A 15,940-nucleotide genomic window follows, 5' to 3' on the forward strand; every position below is an offset into this window, starting at 1 on the left:
GAGAAATACTTCCTATGAAAAAGCTACAAAAGCTCCTGACCTTAGGCCTGGCAGCCGCCGGAGCAGCAGTCCTTCTGACCGGCTGCGGAAAAAAAGCCCTGGAGGACTCCGATCTGGAGGCCGCTTCCTGGGACCAGATCACCGAGGCCGCCAGGGATACAACCGTCACCTTCTACGGCTGGGGCGGCGACGAAAACAGGAATAACTGGTTAAACACTACGGTGGCCGATCATGTAAAAGAAAACTATGGCATCACCCTGGAGGTGGTGGGCATGGATATCAATGATATCCTCACCAAGCTTTCCGGAGAAAAACAGGCTGGATCAGAAAAGGGCAGCATCGACATGATCTGGATCAACGGCGAGAATTTTTACTCCGCCAAGGATAACGGCCTGTTATACGGCCCCTTTACCCATAAGCTCCCCAATATGGAGGCCTACGTCGATCTGGAGGATCCAGAGACCTTAAACGACTTCTGCATGCCCATCGAGGGCTATGAGGCCCCCTACGCCAAAGCCCAGATGGTCCTGTACGCCGATACGGCCGTGACCCCGGAGCTTCCAGAAAACGCCGCTGAATTCATGGAATTCTGTAAAAAATATCCGGGAAAGGTCACCTATCCGGCTCTTCCGGACTTCACCGGCAGCGCCTTTGTCCGCTGTCTGATCTACGAAACCTGCGGCTGGGAGCAGTTCCAGGATATGGAGGCCGATTACGATACAGTAAAAACCGCCATTGAACCGGCCCTCTCCTATTTAAGGGAGCTGAACCCCTATCTGTGGAACCAGGGAAAGACCTTCCCCGACTCCTCCACCACAGTGGACGCCATGTTTGCCGACGGAGAGCTGGTACTGGATATGAGCTACGGCCCCTTCTCCGTGGCCTCTGGAATTGAGGAGGGGATCTACACAGATACCACCCAGACCTTTGTCTTTGATAACGGCACCATCGGAAACACCAACTACATGGGCATTGCCTTCAACTCCCCCAATAAAGCCGGGGCTATGGTGGTCATCAACGCCATCTTAAGCGGAGAGATCCAGCTCACCCAGTATGCCCAGCTAAAGGAGCTGCCTGTGGTGGATCAGGATAAGCTTTCAGCCGAAGAAAAGGCCGCCTTTGACGCAGTGGAGCTGGGCCAGGGGATCCTTACCCAGGCGGAGCTTCTGTCCCACCGTCTGCCGGAAATGCCTGCCAGCCTTGTTCCTGTGATCGAGGAGATCTGGCTCAATGAAGTTGTAGGTAAATAAATGAAAAAACCTTTTTTTCTGTTAATTCCTTTTTTTCTGCTCATGGCTCTGGTGCTGGCGTCCATCTGGAACGTACTTACCCAGAGCCTGGGTTATATTCCGGCCTTTGGTCTCAGAGAGCCGACGTTTGGATACTACGCCCGGGTGTTAAAGGACCCGGGATTTTTAAGCTCTGTGCTGGTGAGCCTTAAGATCTCCGTCTGGTCGGCGGTGATCTCCACGGTCCTTGGCGTTCTGCTGTCCATGGCCCTCATCCAGTGCGGGAAACAGCGCGGCGGCCACGTTTTTGCCGTCCGGATCCCCGTGCTGGTGCCCCATGCAGTGGCGGCGGTGTTCATGATCCAGATTTTTTCCCAGACCGGGCTCCTGGCCCGCCTGGCCTTCGTCCTGGGCCTTCTTGAAGAACCAACGGCTTTTCCGCAGCTTTTATTTACGCCGTCCTATGGAGGGACCATCCTGGCATATATCTGGAAGGAGGCCCCCTTTGTGGCGTACTTCGTACTGGCCTTCATGGGCGGCATCCGCAGCTCTCTGGGGGAAGCGGCGGAAAATCTGGGAGCGTCTCCGGTGAAGAGCTTTTTCCAGATCACTCTTCCCTTAAGCGTTCCTGTGATCTCCCGGGCCTTCCTCATTATTTTTATCTTCGCCTTCGGAGGCTATGAGCTTCCCCTGCTCCTGGGCTCCACCCTGCCCAGGGCGCTGTCGGTGGAAACGTATCTGGCCTATACCCGGCCGGATCTCCTGGACCGTCCCCTGGCCATGGCCATGAACGGCGTCATGCTCCTGCTGTCCATTGTCATGACCGTCCTTTACAGCGCTGTCATGGACCGGGTCAGCAGAAAGATCGGAAGGATCCAATGAAAAAACATCGTCTCATGGGGCTGGTCCTTTCCGCCGCCCTGTTCAGCATCTTCCTCCCCATGGCGCTGATGCTGCTGTGGAGCGTGGCCGGCCGCTGGCCCTGGCCGGGACTTCTGCCGGAAACCTACTCGCTCCGCACTATAAAGGAGCTCCTGACCGGCTCTGCCAGCCTTCCCAGGCTTCTGTCCAGCAGCATCCTCCTGGCCCTCACCGTGGCCGTTCTCGGCACGGCAGTGGGCGTCATGACTGCCAGGGCCACAGAAAACTACGGCTTTCCAGGCCGTTCCCTGGTCCGGTTCGGCTCCCTTCTGCCGCTTTTGGTGCCCGGGACCGTGTTTGCCATGGGGATCCAGATCACCCTGATCCGCCTGGGGCTTTCTGATACGGTGGCCGGGGTGGTGCTGGTCCATCTGGTGGCCGCTGTCCCCTACTGTATCACCATCATGACCGATGTGACCAGGGCTGTGGGGACAGGACTTGAGGAACAGGCCATGGTACTGGGAGCCGGACCTGTAAAGGCCTTCTTCCTGACCACCTTCCCCTCCCTTCTTCCCGGGATCCTGTCGTCCATGAGCATGGGCTTTATCCTGTCTTACAGCCAGTATTTTACGACTCTGATGGTGGGCGGGGGCCGGGTAAAGACCATCGCCCTGGTGCTGGTCCCCTACATCCAGAGCGGCGACCGCTCCCTGTCCTCGGTGTACTCCACTGCCTTTGTGGGCTCGGCGCTCCTGGTCTTTTTTATTTTTGAGGGGATCATCCACCGGATCCAGAAAGGAGAAAGAAAACCGTGAAGCTGAAGATCGAATGCCTTTCGGCTGGATATGATAAGGATTTTGTAATAAAGGACCTTTCCCTGTCCGTGAACCAGGGGGAGTTTTTATCCCTCCTGGGTCCCTCGGGCTGCGGAAAGACCACGCTGATGAAGGCCGTGGCCGGGATCCTTCCGGCCCAGGGAGGGCGCATTCTTCTGGACGGTGAGGATATCACCAGCCTTCCCATCCACAAACGCGGCACTGTCATCGTCTTCCAGGATATGCGCCTGTTCCCCCACATGACCGTGGAGGAAAATGTGGCCTTTCCTTTAAAAATGCAGGGAGTTTCCCGGTCCGGGCGGCTGGAACAGGCCAGGGACCTGCTGGAAAAAGTCCAGATGGGCGGATTCCTGGACCGAAGGCCATCCGAGCTTTCCGGCGGACAGCAGCAGCGGGCCGCCCTTGCCAGGGCCCTGGCGGCCAGACCCCGGCTCCTGCTCCTGGACGAGCCCTTTTCTGCCCTGGACGAAAATCTCAGAGAGGATATGCGGAATCTTGTCCTTCAGTTACAGCGGGAATTCCATATGACCGTGGTCCTGGTGACCCATGACCGGGAGGAGGCCCTGTCCATGTCCGACCGGATCGCCCTGATGTTTTCCGGCCGTCTGGTCCAGACCGGAACGCCAAAGGAGGTATACCTCCGGCCGGAAAGCAGACTGGCTGCCGATTATTTCGGGGACTGCGTGTATATAAACGGAACCGTTTCCGGGGGAAGGTTCACCGGCGGTGGACTTGATTGTCCAGTTCCCTTCCTCTCCCAGGAATTCATCTCCCAGGCCATCCCCTTCCCGGCTGATGCTCCAGTGCCTGGCCCGTCTGTTCCCGACGGCCCCTGCCGGCTGATGCTCCGGCCCGGAAGCCTGGAGCCTGACCGGACGGGAGGATATTTTCTCACTGTGGAGCAGGTCTCCTTCCGGGGCGGCTCTGTCCTTGTATCCCTCCGGTCTGATGATGGGGACCTGTGGAAAAAGGCCTTCTCCGGGCCCGTGGACCTGGCCCCCGGAGACCGGATCCAGGCGTCGGTCCGCACCCAGGATGGGGTCCTGTTCCCAGCCTGAGGGAACGGGGCCTCTGGAGAACTTCCCATAACATAAAAAACTCCCGCAGAAAGCCAGCTTTGGACATCCGCTGGCTTCTGCGGGAGTTTTTCTCTTAAGCTCCAGGGCCTCCAGGTCCCGGCATCGGCTCTGGCGCCGGATCCGCAAATCCGGGACCAAAGCTCTCCTCGTCCCCTCCGGCCGTCACAGACGGACCCACAGGGCCTGGCACAGCCGGGGCCGTTTCCACTGGAGACGCCGGAGTTTCCTGGGGACTGGATTCCTCCGGAGACGCTCCGCCTCCCGGACCATCCGTATTTCCCTCCGGAAGCTCCACGCTGGGACCCACCGGCTGCTCTACCGGCGGCTGGGTCTGCTCCGGTGCCGGTGCGGCCGTGTTCTCCGGCGCAGCCGTGGAGGCGGCTGTGGAGGCCGCAGTGGTTGCTGCCGGTTTTTCCGCCGGAGCCGTTTTTTTGGACTCTGTACCGGCCAGGTGGTAGCAGAGCACCGGATCTCCCTGGGAGATGTTTTCAAAGATCGTCTTGGCCGCCTTAGGCGGAAGGTTGATGCAGCCGTGGGAGCCGCCGGTCTTATAGATCGTCCCGCCGAAGCTTCCTCTCCAGCTGGCGTCATGAAGGCCGATCCCGCCGTTGAAGGGCATCCAGTAGGATACAGGCGTGGCATAGCCCTCTCCCCGCAGGGTGGCGTTCCTCTGCTTATAGGTCAGCGGATACGCGCCGCCCGGTGTGGCCCAGCCTCTGGATTCGTTGCCGGATACAAAGTCTGTTTCCACCAGAAGCTCTCCGTTTTTATAAAAATACAGATGCTGGGCAGTCAGATTGATCTCCACATATGTACTGCCGTAATCATTGGCCCCGCGGCTGGCAGCCTTCTGGCTGTATTCCGGCTCCCTGGTCTGCTGCTCTCCGTTTTTTATGATGGAGAGCACCGCCGCCGTCTCCGCCGCCTGGCTGATCTTCCAGCCGTAATGGCCTCTGGAGATGGTCACATCCTTTCCGTAGGACGTTTTCAGGGTCTTTGTTTTATAGGCTGTGTCATACTTTCCCGCCAGTTCCTTTACGTAAGCAGCCGCCTGGCTTTCATCCAGGGTGACGTTTCCTCCGTCCACTGTGATCCACTGGCTGATGGTATCTCCGTCCAGCACTTCCCTGGCATCCCCAAAGGTATGGGTCACCACCGCGCCCACATACCGGTTCATCTCTGCTGCGGCCGCGTTGAGCCCCTCGTCCGTCTCATCCACCGCCGGTTTTGTATAACAGCCCTCTGCATCCAGGTCCACCTGATCTGAGAGACTTACGATGGCCGCGGCCACCGCCTTCTCCACCTGTTCCTCCACCAGCTCCGTTCCCTGGACTGCCGGAACCACCGAGTAGCTCCTGGTCCCGCTGTCATACTCGGAGATCCGGGCATTTTCCGGTTCCCTCATCTGATCCGGATCCATAAACGGAAATTCCCGGACCGCTTCCTTCAGCTTTTCGCCGTCAAAGGCGATCATGGTACGGATCTCATGAGCCGGCCCCTCCTTCAGATACCGGATCCACTGGCCCGGCTCCTGCTCCTCCAGAAGCTTTTCCAGACTGCCGTCAAATTCTGAATGAAGGCCAATCTCCTCGGTTCCAATGGTCCCGCTGGCCCCGTCCCGGGCCTGGACCGTCAGCGTATAGCCGGAAAGCCCGGCCTCGATCAGGCTTTTGACCTCCTCCACGGTCTTTCCGGAGGCGTCTATGCCATTGATGGTCGTGTTGGGGAAAAACGCCGTTTTATACTTTCCCGTTTCCAGGAAGTAATATCCGGCCCCGGCCGCCGCCAGGACGGCGGTCCCAATGACGGCTGCCAGAGCGATCCGGCCGGCCTTTTTCTTCCCTTCCGGAGCGTCCGTCCGTTTCCGGCTCCTTCCCCGGAGCCTTCCGGTCTGGGGCGTTTCCGGGGAAAGGCTTTCCGCCTCTCCTTCTCTTTCCTTCTTTTCTTCCATAATTTCCTTCCTAAACTTCCCGGTTCCCTAGGATCTCAGCCGTTTCTGGACACCGTCGCCCAGGAAGCGGTACGCCGCTGCCGCCAGAGGTACTCCCAGGAGCATCCCTCCTACGCCCAGCACGCCGCCGCCAATGGTCACAGCCGCCAGGACCCACATGCCCGGAAGGCCGATGGACGAGCCCACCACTCTTGGGTAGATCAGGTTTCCTTCGAGCTGCTGGAGCAGTACCAGGAAGATGATAAAGCCCACCGCCTGGATGGGATTCACCGTAAATACCATAAATGCACCCACAGCCGCGCCGATATATGCGCCCACCACCGGGATCAGGGCTGTAACGCCCACCACAGCGCCGGTCATCACCGCATAGGGGAACCGGAGCAGAGTCATTCCCAGGGCACAGAGGGTTCCGATGATCACTGCCTCCATGCACTGGCCGACGATAAAGCTGGTGAACACCTCATGAAGCGTCTTAAGGGCGTAGCAGACTGTATTCCGCACCCGGTCCGGCAGATAGGCCCGCATGATCCGGTCGCCCTGGGATGCCAGCTTTTCCTTGGAACTTAACAGGTAAACGGCAAAAATGGAACCGATCATAAACCGGGCTGCCGTTCCGATGACCTTGGAAAATACCAGCACAACGGAATTGAAGATCCCTCCGGCTCCTGTAAGCAGGATGTTCACAGCCTTCTCCATCATGTTCTTCCAGTCGATATCTGCATTTTCCAGGTACGTCTGGATCTCTGGCATTTCCTCCAGATGGGCGATGGCCCACAGCCGGATCTCCTCGATCACCGGCGGGATCTCATCTGTCACCAGCCGGATACTGGAAACCAGCTCCGGAACCACCAGATACACCACTCCGGCCATAATAAGCACCAGGGCCAGGAATGATAACAGGATGCAGACCGGCCGTCTGAGCTTTATGAGGAACCTCCGCTTTGTACCCGGAAACCAGAACCGCTCGATCCTTTTTAACAGGATATTGAGCACGTAGGCGATGACGCAGCCCACCAGCAGGGGAGCTGCCGCCGAAAATGCCAGGGAGAACACAGATGCGATCCTGTCCGCATTCTTCAAAAACAGACACACCGCCGCAGCAATGAGCCCGATCACACAATACGTTCCGATCTGTTTTTTACCCATCCGCCTTTCCTTTCTCCTGGACAATCCAGGAATCCCGGAAGATCTCCCGGCATTTTCCTATATCATGATCCAGCTGGGCCTTTAGCTGGCCGATGGAATCAAACCGCATCTCCGGCCGTATAAAATCCAGAAGCTCCACCCGGATCTCCTTTCCGTAAAGATCTCCATCAAAATCATAGAGATACGTCTCCACTCCCACAGGATTCTCTCCCTGGATCGTGGGCTTTTTCCCAATGTTCGTAAGACCGCCGTAGGTCTTCCCGTCTGCCGTCACCCGGGTCACATAGACGCCGAATCTGGGCAGATGCTTTTCCGGCGGCGGAAGCAGATTGGCTGTGGGGTAGAGCTTTTTATGGCCGATGGATCTTCCGTGGGTCACGGTCCCTGTGATGAAATAATCATAGCCCAGGAGCCGGTCCGCTTTTTTCACATCGCCCTCCTCCAGCATCTTCCGCACATAGGTGCTGCTGATGATGGCTCCGTCTGTGTCCCGTTCCTTTTCTACCACAAAAAACTGGTAGCCATATTCCGGCGCCAGTTTTTCCAAAAGAGCCCTGTCTCCTGCGGCCTTGTAGCCAAAATGACAGTCCGGCCCGGTGATGATGACCCTGGCGTTCATCTTTCCCGCCAGGATCTCCTTTACAAACTGCTCCGGGGCCATGTGGCATACTTCCTGGTCAAAGGGATATTCCACCAGATAATCCACCCCGGCCGAGCGCAGGAGCTCCATCCGCTCCCGGTTGGTCATGAGGACAGTCTGCTTCCGGCCGCCCACCAGGCTCAGGGGCGGCGTGGAAAACGTGAACATCGCCACCTTTAAGCCCTTTTCCTTCCAGCGGACCATTTCCCTCACCAGCTTCTGGTGGCCCACATGGAGACCGTCGAACTTTCCGATGCTGACCACCGTCGGTTCTGTGATCTGAAATTCTTTTGTTTCTGCAATATACTGCATGCCGTCTCCTTATGACAAAAAGATTTTTACCGGATAAAACATGCGTTTTTCCTCAGAAAATCTGTAAATACCAATGAACAGCCCCGTGCTGTCGTAGACCCGGAAGGGATCTTCAAGACTGGCTTCCCCGTCCATCTGGAAGCGGAAGGGATTTCCGTTTCTCAAAAGACGGTCCATGGACGCATCCCCGGACCGTATCTCTTTATAACCGGAAAACACAGTTTCCACCGGCAGCACCGCCTCCTCCAGCCGGCCCGTATCCTTCAGGGCCTGGAGCTCATCCAGGGTCCGGCTGTCCTCCATCCGGAATCCGGCGGCCCTGGTGCGCAGGAGCTTTTTCATGCACCCGCCCACAGCCAGCCTTTCTCCGATGTCATGGCAGAGGGTCCGGATATACGTTCCCTTGGAGCAGGAAACGGTCATGACCACCTCCGGCAGCCGGATGGAACGGATGGTGATGTCGTAGATCTTCACCGGTCTGGGCTTCCGCTCCACCTCCACGCCCTGGCGGGCCAGATCGCAGAGCTTCCTTCCGTTGACCTTCAAGGCCGAGTACATGGGAGGGATCTGGTCATAATCCCCCACAAAGCATAAGACGGCCTCCCGCACGGCCTCCTCCGTCAGTCCGGAAGCGTCCGTTTCTGAAAGGACCGTCCCTGTGGTATCCTGGGTATCGGTCTCCATACCCAGGAGCAGGGTGGCCTCATACGTCTTGTCCCGGTCTGTCAGCATGTCGCAGAGCCTGGTGCCCTTTCCCACGCATACCGGCAGGACGCCTTCGGCCTCCGGGTCCAGGGTCCCCGTATGGCCCACCTTTTTCTGTCCCAGGATCCCCCGCATTTTAGCCACCACATCAAAGGACGTGAAGCCCTTTTCCTTATATACGTTTATGATGCCGTCGTACATTTTAAACCCCAGTCTGTTCTTTTTCTTCGTCCCACTGGATCCGGATCTGTCCGTCCACCTGGCGGATGATCTCCTCCACTGTACCGGTCATGGTACAGCCCGCGGCCTTTTTGTGGCCGCCGCCGCCAAAGGCCAGGGCGATCCGGCTCAGATCCAGCTCCGTATTAGTCCGGAGGCTCACCTTATACTCCGACGGATTCCCTGTCTCATAAAGGAGGATGGCGCACTCCACTCCGGTCACAGACCGGAGAAGATCCACGATGCCGTCGGTGGACTTCACCGTACAGCCGTTTTTCTTAAGCTCCTCCTGGGTCACCACCGTGTAAATGCAGCGGCCGTCCTCAAAAAGGACGCTGTCCAGCATGGCCTGGCCGTGGACCCTGGTCTGACCGTAGCTCTTCTGGTAAAAGCTTCCGTCAATGATCTTCGGGAAATCGATCCCCTGGTCCATCAGATATCCGGCGATCTCCATGGTCCTCCGGGAGGTGTTGGAATATTTGAACACGCCCGTATCATGGACGATGCCGGTGTACAGGCACTCTGCCACGGCCTTCCCGATCTTATCCTGGTCCAGGAGGCCGTAAAGGACCTCGCAGGTGGAGCTGGCGCTTCCGGCGATCACATTGACCCGGGCCAGGCCCTGGTTGGTGATGTGATGGTCGATGCACAGGCTGTCCGCCGCCGTTTTCAGATAGGGAGCAAATTCTCCCAGGCGCTTTTCGTCGCTGGCGTCCAGGGTAATGCAGAGATCAAAGGTCCGTTCCGGCTCAAATCCGTGTTTCACCTGGCCGTAGCCCTTTAAATATCCGAATTTTGCGCCCATGGGCTCCAGATATACGGATACCCTAAGCTCCCCGTAGTTTTCCGTCAGGTAATTATACATGGCCAGACAGGAACCGATACAGTCCCCGTCCGGATTCACATGGCCTAAAATGGCCACTGTTTTTTTATCTTTCAGCACATCTGTCAGAATTCCCACTGGGCAGACTCCTTTCCTGGGGCAGGACCTTACCTGCCGTCCTCTGTCTCCTCGCCGTTTTCCTCATCCCGGTCCGTCAGATCCTTTGTCACATCGTCGATGAGCTTCGACATGCGGACTCCGTATTCGATGGACTGGTCCAGGATAAAGGAGATCTCCGGCGTATTCCTAAGGTTCACCGCCTTTGCCAGCTGGGTCCGGATAAAGCCCTCGGCGCTCTTTAAGCCGCGGATGGTGTCCTTAGCCTGCTCCTCGTCTGCAAGAACGCTGATATACGCCTTGCAGTATTTCAGATCCGGCGTCACCTGGACTAAGACCACGCTGGTCATTGGATGGATCCTGGGATCCTTGAGCTCTGAGCGGATGATATCGCTCAGAGCCTTCTGGACCTCCCCGTTGATTCGTGTATTTTTAATGCTGTTCTTTCTCATGATACTCCTTCTTTACTATCTCGGAACCTCTACCATGATATAGATTTCGATCATATCGTCTTCCTTCAGGTCGTTGAAGCCTTCAAATACAAGGCCGCACTCGTAGCCTGCGTTGACCTCCTTCACATCGTCCTTGAAACGCTTTAAGGAAGCTAACGGTCCCTCGAAGATCTGCTCGCCCTCGCGGGTGATGCGGGCCTTGGAGCCGCGGGTGATCTTTCCGTCCAGGACATAGGAACCGGCGATGGTACCCACGCCGGATGCCTTGAAGGTCTGGCGCACAATGGCATGGCCGGTCACCTGTTCTTCGTATACCGGATCCAGCATGCCCTTCATGGCAGCCTCCACATCCTCGATGGCCTGGTAGATCACGCGGTACAGACGCATATCCACCTTCTCCCGGTCCGCAATGGACTTGGCGGTGGCGTCAGGACGCACGTTGAAGCCGATGATGATGGCGTTGGAAGCGGAAGCCAGGGTCACGTCGGATTCGTTGATGGTGCCGACGCCGCCGTGGATCACCTTTACCACCACTTCTTCGTTGGAGAGCTTCACAAGACTCTGCTTTACTGCTTCCACGGATCCCTGTACGTCTGCCTTTACGATGATGGGCAGTTCCTTTACATTTCCTGCCTTGATCTGGGAGAACAGATCGTCCAGGGATAATTTTGCCTTTGTATCTTCAATTAACTTGTTCTTTCCTTCTGTGATGAAGGTCTCAGCAAAGCTTCTGGCCTCCTTCTCGTTCTGGAGAGCCACAAATACCTCGCCGGCGTTGGGAACGTCGTTGAGACCCAGGATCTCCACCGGAGTGGACGGGCCGGCTTCCTTCACACGGTTGCCCTTATCGTCCATCATGGCGCGGACTCTTCCGTAGCAGGAACCTGCGGCGATGGAATCGCCCACCTTTAAGGTTCCCTTCTGTACAAGGACAGTAGCCACGGGACCTCTGCCCTTGTCTAACTGTGCCTCGATCACAAGACCTCTGGCCTTCCGGTTGGGGTTGGCCTTTAATTCCTTCACCTCTGCCGTTAAGAGGATCATCTCCAGAAGCTCCGGGATGCCCTCCTTTGTATGGGCGGATACGGGAACGAATACGGTGCTGCCGCCCCAGTCCTCGGGGATCAGCTCATATTCGGAAAGCTCCTGTTTTACACGCTCCACATTGGCGCTGGGCTTATCGATCTTGTTGACTGCAACAATGATCTCCACCCCTGCGGCCTTGGCATGGTTGATGGCCTCCACGGTCTGGGGCATTACGCCGTCGTCGGCTGCCACCACAAGAATTGCGATGTCCGTAGCCTGGGCTCCCCTCATACGCATGGCGGTGAACGCCTCATGGCCCGGGGTATCTAAGAAGGTGATCCTCTGGCCGTTGGCCTCTACCACATATGCACCGATATGCTGGGTGATGCCGCCTGCCTCCCTGGAAGTCACATTGCTCTGGCGGATGGCGTCCAGAAGAGAGGTCTTACCATGGTCAACGTGACCCATGACGCAGATGACCGGCGGTCTGGAAACCATGTCCTTCTCGTCCTCCTCTTCCTCTCTTAAGAGCTCCTCGATCACGTTGATCTTCTTTTCCTTCTCACAGAGAACATCATACTCCATGGCGATCTCCTCAGCCTTCTCAAAGTCGATCTCCTGGTTGATGGTCACGATGGTCCCCTGTAAGAACAGTTTTTTCACGATGGCGGAGGGCTGTAATTTCATCTTTTCAGCCAGCTCCTTAATGGTGATGGTCTCCGGGATCACGATGGTCTTGATCTCCTCCACCTTGGCCTCAGCCTTCTTGGGCTGCTGCATCACGGGAGCCTTAACGCCCTTTCCGCCCTTGGCGTTCTTGCCTCTTAACTCCTCGTCCCGGTCCTTTCTGGCATCATGCTCTTTCTTATAAGCATTCTTGCTGGCCTTGGTGTTCTGCTGCTTCTGGGCCATGGGGGTATCGAAGGACGGCTTGGGGATGTTCAGTCCGCCGCGGCCGTCGCGGCCTCCCTGACGGTTTCCGTCTCTCTGGCCATCGCGGCCATAGCCTCCCTGACGGCCGCCGTCACGGTTATAGCCTCCCTGGCGGTTTCCGTCTCTCTGACCGTCGCGGTTAAACCCACCCTGGCGGTTCCCGTCTCTCTGGCCGTCGCGGTTATAGCCTCCCTGGCGGTTTCCATCTCTCTGGCCGTCGCGGTTATAGCCTCCCTGGCGGTTTCCGTCTCTCTGGCCGTCGCGGTTATAGCCTCCCTGGCGGTTCCCATCTCTCTGGCCGTCACGGTTAAACCCGCCCTGACGGTTTCCATCTCTCTGGCCGTCGCGGTTAAACCCACCCTGACGGTTCCCGTCTCTCTGGCCGTCGCGGTTAAACCCACCCTGACGGTTTCCATCTCTCTGGCCGTCACGGTTAAACCCGCCCTGGCGGTTTCCGTCTCTCTGACCGTCGCGGTTATAGCCTCCCTGGCGGTTTCCGTCTCTCTGGCCGTCACGGTTGTAGCCTCCCTGACGGTTCCCATCTCTCTGGCCGTCGCGGTTATAGCCTCCCTGGCGGCTTCCCTGGGGCCTTGCCTCTGTCTGGGAAGCGGCCTGCACCGGAGCCGTCTCTGTCTCCTGGACGGGAGCTGTGGTCTGTTCCTTCACCTCTTCCGCTGGAGCTGCCTTGGGCTTCTGGGCCGGAGCAGAGGTTGTAGGACGCACCTGCATGCCTGGTCCTGTGGATCTCTGGTTTCTGGCTCCCTGTCCCTGGCTTCTGCCGCCGCGGCCCTTCTGGGTGCTGTTCTGGGGACGGTATACGGCTGCGATCCGCTTCTTGGCCGGAGCTGCCCCTTCCTTATTCTCGCCGGCGGGCTGGGTTCCGGCTCCGTTTGTCATACTGCTGTTTTCTTCCATATTATTCTTCTGCAACGTATCTGTAACCTCTTTATTCGTCTTTCCTAAGTTCTTAGCTAAATCGTTATCCCTCACACTCACTACCTCCGTTCATACAAAGCTGTTTCTTCATGGCCTCGGAAAAGCCTGCGTCCTGCACAGCCAGGGAAGCACGCATCTCCCTGCCGGTGGCGTGGCCCAGCTCCTCCTTGCTTCCGAATTCAAAATAGGGGACCTCATAGTAAGTACACATATTCCGGAACTTCTTCTTTGTATTTTCCGACGCCTCTTCCGAGACAATGACCAGGTATGCTCTCCCGGATTTCACGGACTTCTCCGTGGAAAACTCTCCGCTCTGCACCTTTCCCGCCTTGGCGGCCAGGCCCAGAAGGCCAAAAACCCTGCTTTTATTGATCAAGCTGCTCCATCTCCTTTTCCAGACTTTCATATACCTCTTTGGGGATCGCCATCTTAAAGGAGCGCTCCAGCCCTTTTCCCTTCACGGCCTTTTTAAAGCAGTCCATGGACGGACAGAGATATGCACCCCGCCCATTCTTCCTTCCAGTGGCGTCGATGGTGATCTGACCGTCCGTTGTCTTTAAAACCCGGATCAGATCCCGTTTGCTCTTCATTTCTCCGCAGCCGATGCACTGTCTCTGCGGAACTTTTTTTTCCGTACTCACTGTAAGATCACTTCTCTCCTATTCTTCGGATTCCTCCTGGTAGTCTTCCTCTGCGGGAACCTCATAGCTGCCTTCAGTTTCAAACTCGCCTTCAAATCCGTCTTCATATTCGCCGGACTCCAGGGCATCAAACAGGCCCATTTCCCTTGCCTGGGTCTCGCTCTTAATATCGATCTTATAGGTGGTCAGTCTCGCCGCCAGCCTTGCGTTCTGTCCTTCCTTGCCGATGGCCAGAGATAACTGATAATCCGGAACGATGACCTGTGCCTCCTTCGCATCCTCATCGGCCACAACGGAGATCACCTTGGCAGGACTCAGGGCATTTTCGATCAGGAAGGCCGGGTTGTCGTCCCAGTTGATGATGTCGATCTTCTCGCCTCTTAACTCATTGACAATGGCGTTGACTCTGGCTCCGTTTAAGCCGACGCATGCGCCCACCGGATCCACGTTGGGGTCTGTGGTGCTCACTGCGATCTTCGTTCTGGAACCGGCCTCTCTGGCAATGGCGCGGATCTCGACCGTTCCGTCCCGCACCTCGGCGATCTCCGCCTCAAACAGGCGTCTCACCAGGTCCGGATGGGTACGGGATACGGAGATCCTGGGTCCCTTGGGATTATCCTTTACCTCCAGGATATAGACCTTGATCCTCTCCGTGCGCTGGAATACCTCGCCCTTTACCTGTTCGGATTCCGGCAGGATGGCGTCGATCTTTCCAAGATCCACACTGACGTTCCGTCCGATATAACGCTGCACGATACCGGTCACTACCTCCTTCTCCCGGCACTGCCACTCGTTTAACTGGGATTTCCGGCTCTCCTCACGGATCTTCTGGAGGATCACGTTTTTGGCGTTCTGGGTGGCGATCCGGCCGAAATCATGGGAATCGATGGGAATCTGGACAATATCGCCCAGGTCGAACTTCGCGCCCTTCATTCTCGCGTCTGCAAGGCTAATCTGGGTCACCGGGTCTTCCACATTTTCCACAACCTCTTTTTCTGCATAAACAGAATAGTCGCAGCCCTCGCGGTCAATGATCACCTTCACATTGTCCGCTTTCCCGAAATGGTTCTTACATGCCGTAAGAAGGGAATTCTCGATGGCCTCCAGCAATGTGTCTTTGCTGATGTTATATTCCTTTTCCAGCACCGTCATTGCTTCCATCAGTTCCTTGTTCATCTTTTATCCTCCTTTTAAAAATCAAATGCCAGACGGATTAAGGCAATATCTTTTCTGTCGAATGTACTTTCTGACCCATCCTCATAGCGGATGGTGACCGTATTTTCATCATAGGCTGCAAGAACCCCTGTAAAGTCCTTCTGACGGTCCACGGCCCGGTAGAGCTTGATCTCCACCTGCTCGCCCATGCTCCTCTTAAAATCCTTTTCCTTTTTTAAGGGTCTTCCAAGTCCCGGAGAGCTGACCTCTAAAATATAGCTTTCGTCGATGAAGTCCTCCTTATCCAGCCAGTCACCCAGACGTCTGGACACCATCTCGCAGTCATCCACCGTAAAGCCGCCCTCTTTATCAATATAGGCCCTGAGATACCAGGTTCCGGCTTCCTTTACATATTCCACATCCACCAGTTCAAAATGATTTTCTTCCATGACAGGCAGTAAGAATGCTTCCACCCTCGCCTCATAGTCTTCCCGTTTTGACACGATCCCACCACCTTTCTTTTTATCAGCACCGGCTGTTCCCCCGCGTCCGTGCGTGTCTTTTCCGGACCGGAAAGAAGATACAAAACGAAAGAGTGGACTTTGTTTCGTCCACTCTTTTCAGCCAGTTACTTATGTTATCGTTTACATCATATCACACTCAAGAAGCAATTGCAATAGTTTTATTTTTTTTTCGAACAGTTCATATCGTTGAGACTGCAGCTCGTCTCGTCCTCCCGGCTCACCCCGTTCCCGTTTTCCGTCGTAGTACTAGGAAAGTTCCGTCGTTTTCTTCTCGTCATTTTTTTATCTCTTTTCCTGCATCTCGATTTTTCCTTTATTTACAGCAAATTTTCAATGCCCTTTTGGGGCTTTTTTT

General features: G+C 56.4%; 15 protein-coding genes. 4 read left to right on the forward strand and 11 right to left on the reverse strand.

Annotation, left to right across the window (positions count from 1 at the left end; all coding sequences use genetic code 11):
• The first annotated feature begins 14 nt into the window (after positions 1-14).
• Genes OCV69_RS13320 through OCV69_RS13335 form a run of 4 tightly spaced genes read left to right on the forward strand, consistent with a single transcriptional unit; the run spans position 15 to position 3,984 of the window.
• Complete coding sequence (locus tag OCV69_RS13320; RefSeq protein ID WP_158359695.1) at positions 15-1,250, forward strand: ABC transporter substrate-binding protein; 1,236 nt, start codon at positions 15-17, stop codon at positions 1,248-1,250.
• Positions 1,251-2,111, forward strand: coding sequence for an ABC transporter permease (locus OCV69_RS13325; RefSeq protein ID WP_158359693.1), 861 nt, complete (start codon positions 1,251-1,253; stop codon positions 2,109-2,111).
• On the forward strand, positions 2,108-2,905 hold the full coding sequence (locus OCV69_RS13330; RefSeq protein ID WP_158359691.1) for an ABC transporter permease: 798 nt from the start codon (positions 2,108-2,110) through the stop codon (positions 2,903-2,905). The genes OCV69_RS13325 and OCV69_RS13330 overlap by 4 nt, the downstream gene beginning before the upstream one ends.
• A complete protein-coding gene (locus OCV69_RS13335) occupies positions 2,902-3,984 on the forward strand; it encodes an ABC transporter ATP-binding protein (protein ID WP_158359690.1) in 1,083 nt (360 codons plus the stop codon). Before OCV69_RS13330 ends, OCV69_RS13335 begins: the two co-directional genes overlap by 4 nt.
• Before the next feature lie 94 nt (positions 3,985-4,078).
• On the opposite strand, the gene OCV69_RS13340 is transcribed toward OCV69_RS13335, so the two are convergent.
• The 11 genes from OCV69_RS13340 to OCV69_RS13390 form a co-directional block, all read right to left on the reverse strand.
• On the reverse strand, positions 4,079-5,956 hold the full coding sequence (locus tag OCV69_RS13340) for a L,D-transpeptidase family protein (protein WP_158359688.1): 1,878 nt from the start codon (positions 5,954-5,956) through the stop codon (positions 4,079-4,081).
• Positions 5,957-5,983: 27 nt separating this feature from the next.
• Positions 5,984-7,102, reverse strand: a complete 1,119-nt coding sequence (locus OCV69_RS13345; protein WP_022272404.1) for an AI-2E family transporter — start codon at positions 7,100-7,102, stop codon at positions 5,984-5,986.
• Positions 7,095-8,054, reverse strand: a complete 960-nt coding sequence (locus OCV69_RS13350; RefSeq protein ID WP_158359686.1) for a bifunctional riboflavin kinase/FAD synthetase — start codon at positions 8,052-8,054, stop codon at positions 7,095-7,097. Before OCV69_RS13350 ends, OCV69_RS13345 begins: the two co-directional genes overlap by 8 nt.
• Positions 8,055-8,063: 9 nt before the next feature.
• Complete coding sequence (truB, locus tag OCV69_RS13355) at positions 8,064-8,960, reverse strand: tRNA pseudouridine(55) synthase TruB (RefSeq protein WP_158359685.1); 897 nt, start codon at positions 8,958-8,960, stop codon at positions 8,064-8,066.
• A gap of 1 nt (position 8,961) precedes the next feature.
• Complete coding sequence (locus OCV69_RS13360) at positions 8,962-9,939, reverse strand: DHH family phosphoesterase (RefSeq protein ID WP_158359683.1); 978 nt, start codon at positions 9,937-9,939, stop codon at positions 8,962-8,964.
• Positions 9,940-9,968: 29 nt separating this feature from the next.
• Positions 9,969-10,370, reverse strand: coding sequence for a 30S ribosome-binding factor RbfA (rbfA, locus tag OCV69_RS13365; RefSeq protein WP_158359681.1), 402 nt, complete (start codon positions 10,368-10,370; stop codon positions 9,969-9,971).
• Positions 10,371-10,385: 15 nt separating this feature from the next.
• The gene (infB, locus tag OCV69_RS13370) at positions 10,386-13,319 is read right to left on the reverse strand and encodes a translation initiation factor IF-2 (RefSeq protein WP_158359680.1); all 2,934 of its coding nucleotides are present in this window, start codon (positions 13,317-13,319) and stop codon (positions 10,386-10,388) included.
• Complete coding sequence (locus OCV69_RS13375; protein WP_022272409.1) at positions 13,309-13,641, reverse strand: L7Ae/L30e/S12e/Gadd45 family ribosomal protein; 333 nt, start codon at positions 13,639-13,641, stop codon at positions 13,309-13,311. Before OCV69_RS13375 ends, infB begins: the two co-directional genes overlap by 11 nt.
• Positions 13,631-13,855, reverse strand: a complete 225-nt coding sequence (gene rnpM, locus OCV69_RS13380; protein WP_158359726.1) for an RNase P modulator RnpM — start codon at positions 13,853-13,855, stop codon at positions 13,631-13,633. The genes OCV69_RS13375 and rnpM overlap by 11 nt, the downstream gene beginning before the upstream one ends.
• 69 nt (positions 13,856-13,924) lie before the next feature.
• The gene (gene nusA, locus OCV69_RS13385) at positions 13,925-15,082 is read right to left on the reverse strand and encodes a transcription termination factor NusA (RefSeq protein ID WP_022272411.1); all 1,158 of its coding nucleotides are present in this window, start codon (positions 15,080-15,082) and stop codon (positions 13,925-13,927) included.
• A gap of 14 nt (positions 15,083-15,096) precedes the next feature.
• Positions 15,097-15,564, reverse strand: a complete 468-nt coding sequence (locus OCV69_RS13390) for a ribosome maturation factor RimP (protein WP_158359676.1) — start codon at positions 15,562-15,564, stop codon at positions 15,097-15,099.
• Positions 15,565-15,940: the final 376 nt, after the last annotated feature.

The organism is Alitiscatomonas aceti, assembly GCF_025567195.1.
GTDB lineage: Bacteria > Bacillota > Clostridia > Lachnospirales > Lachnospiraceae > Alitiscatomonas > Alitiscatomonas aceti.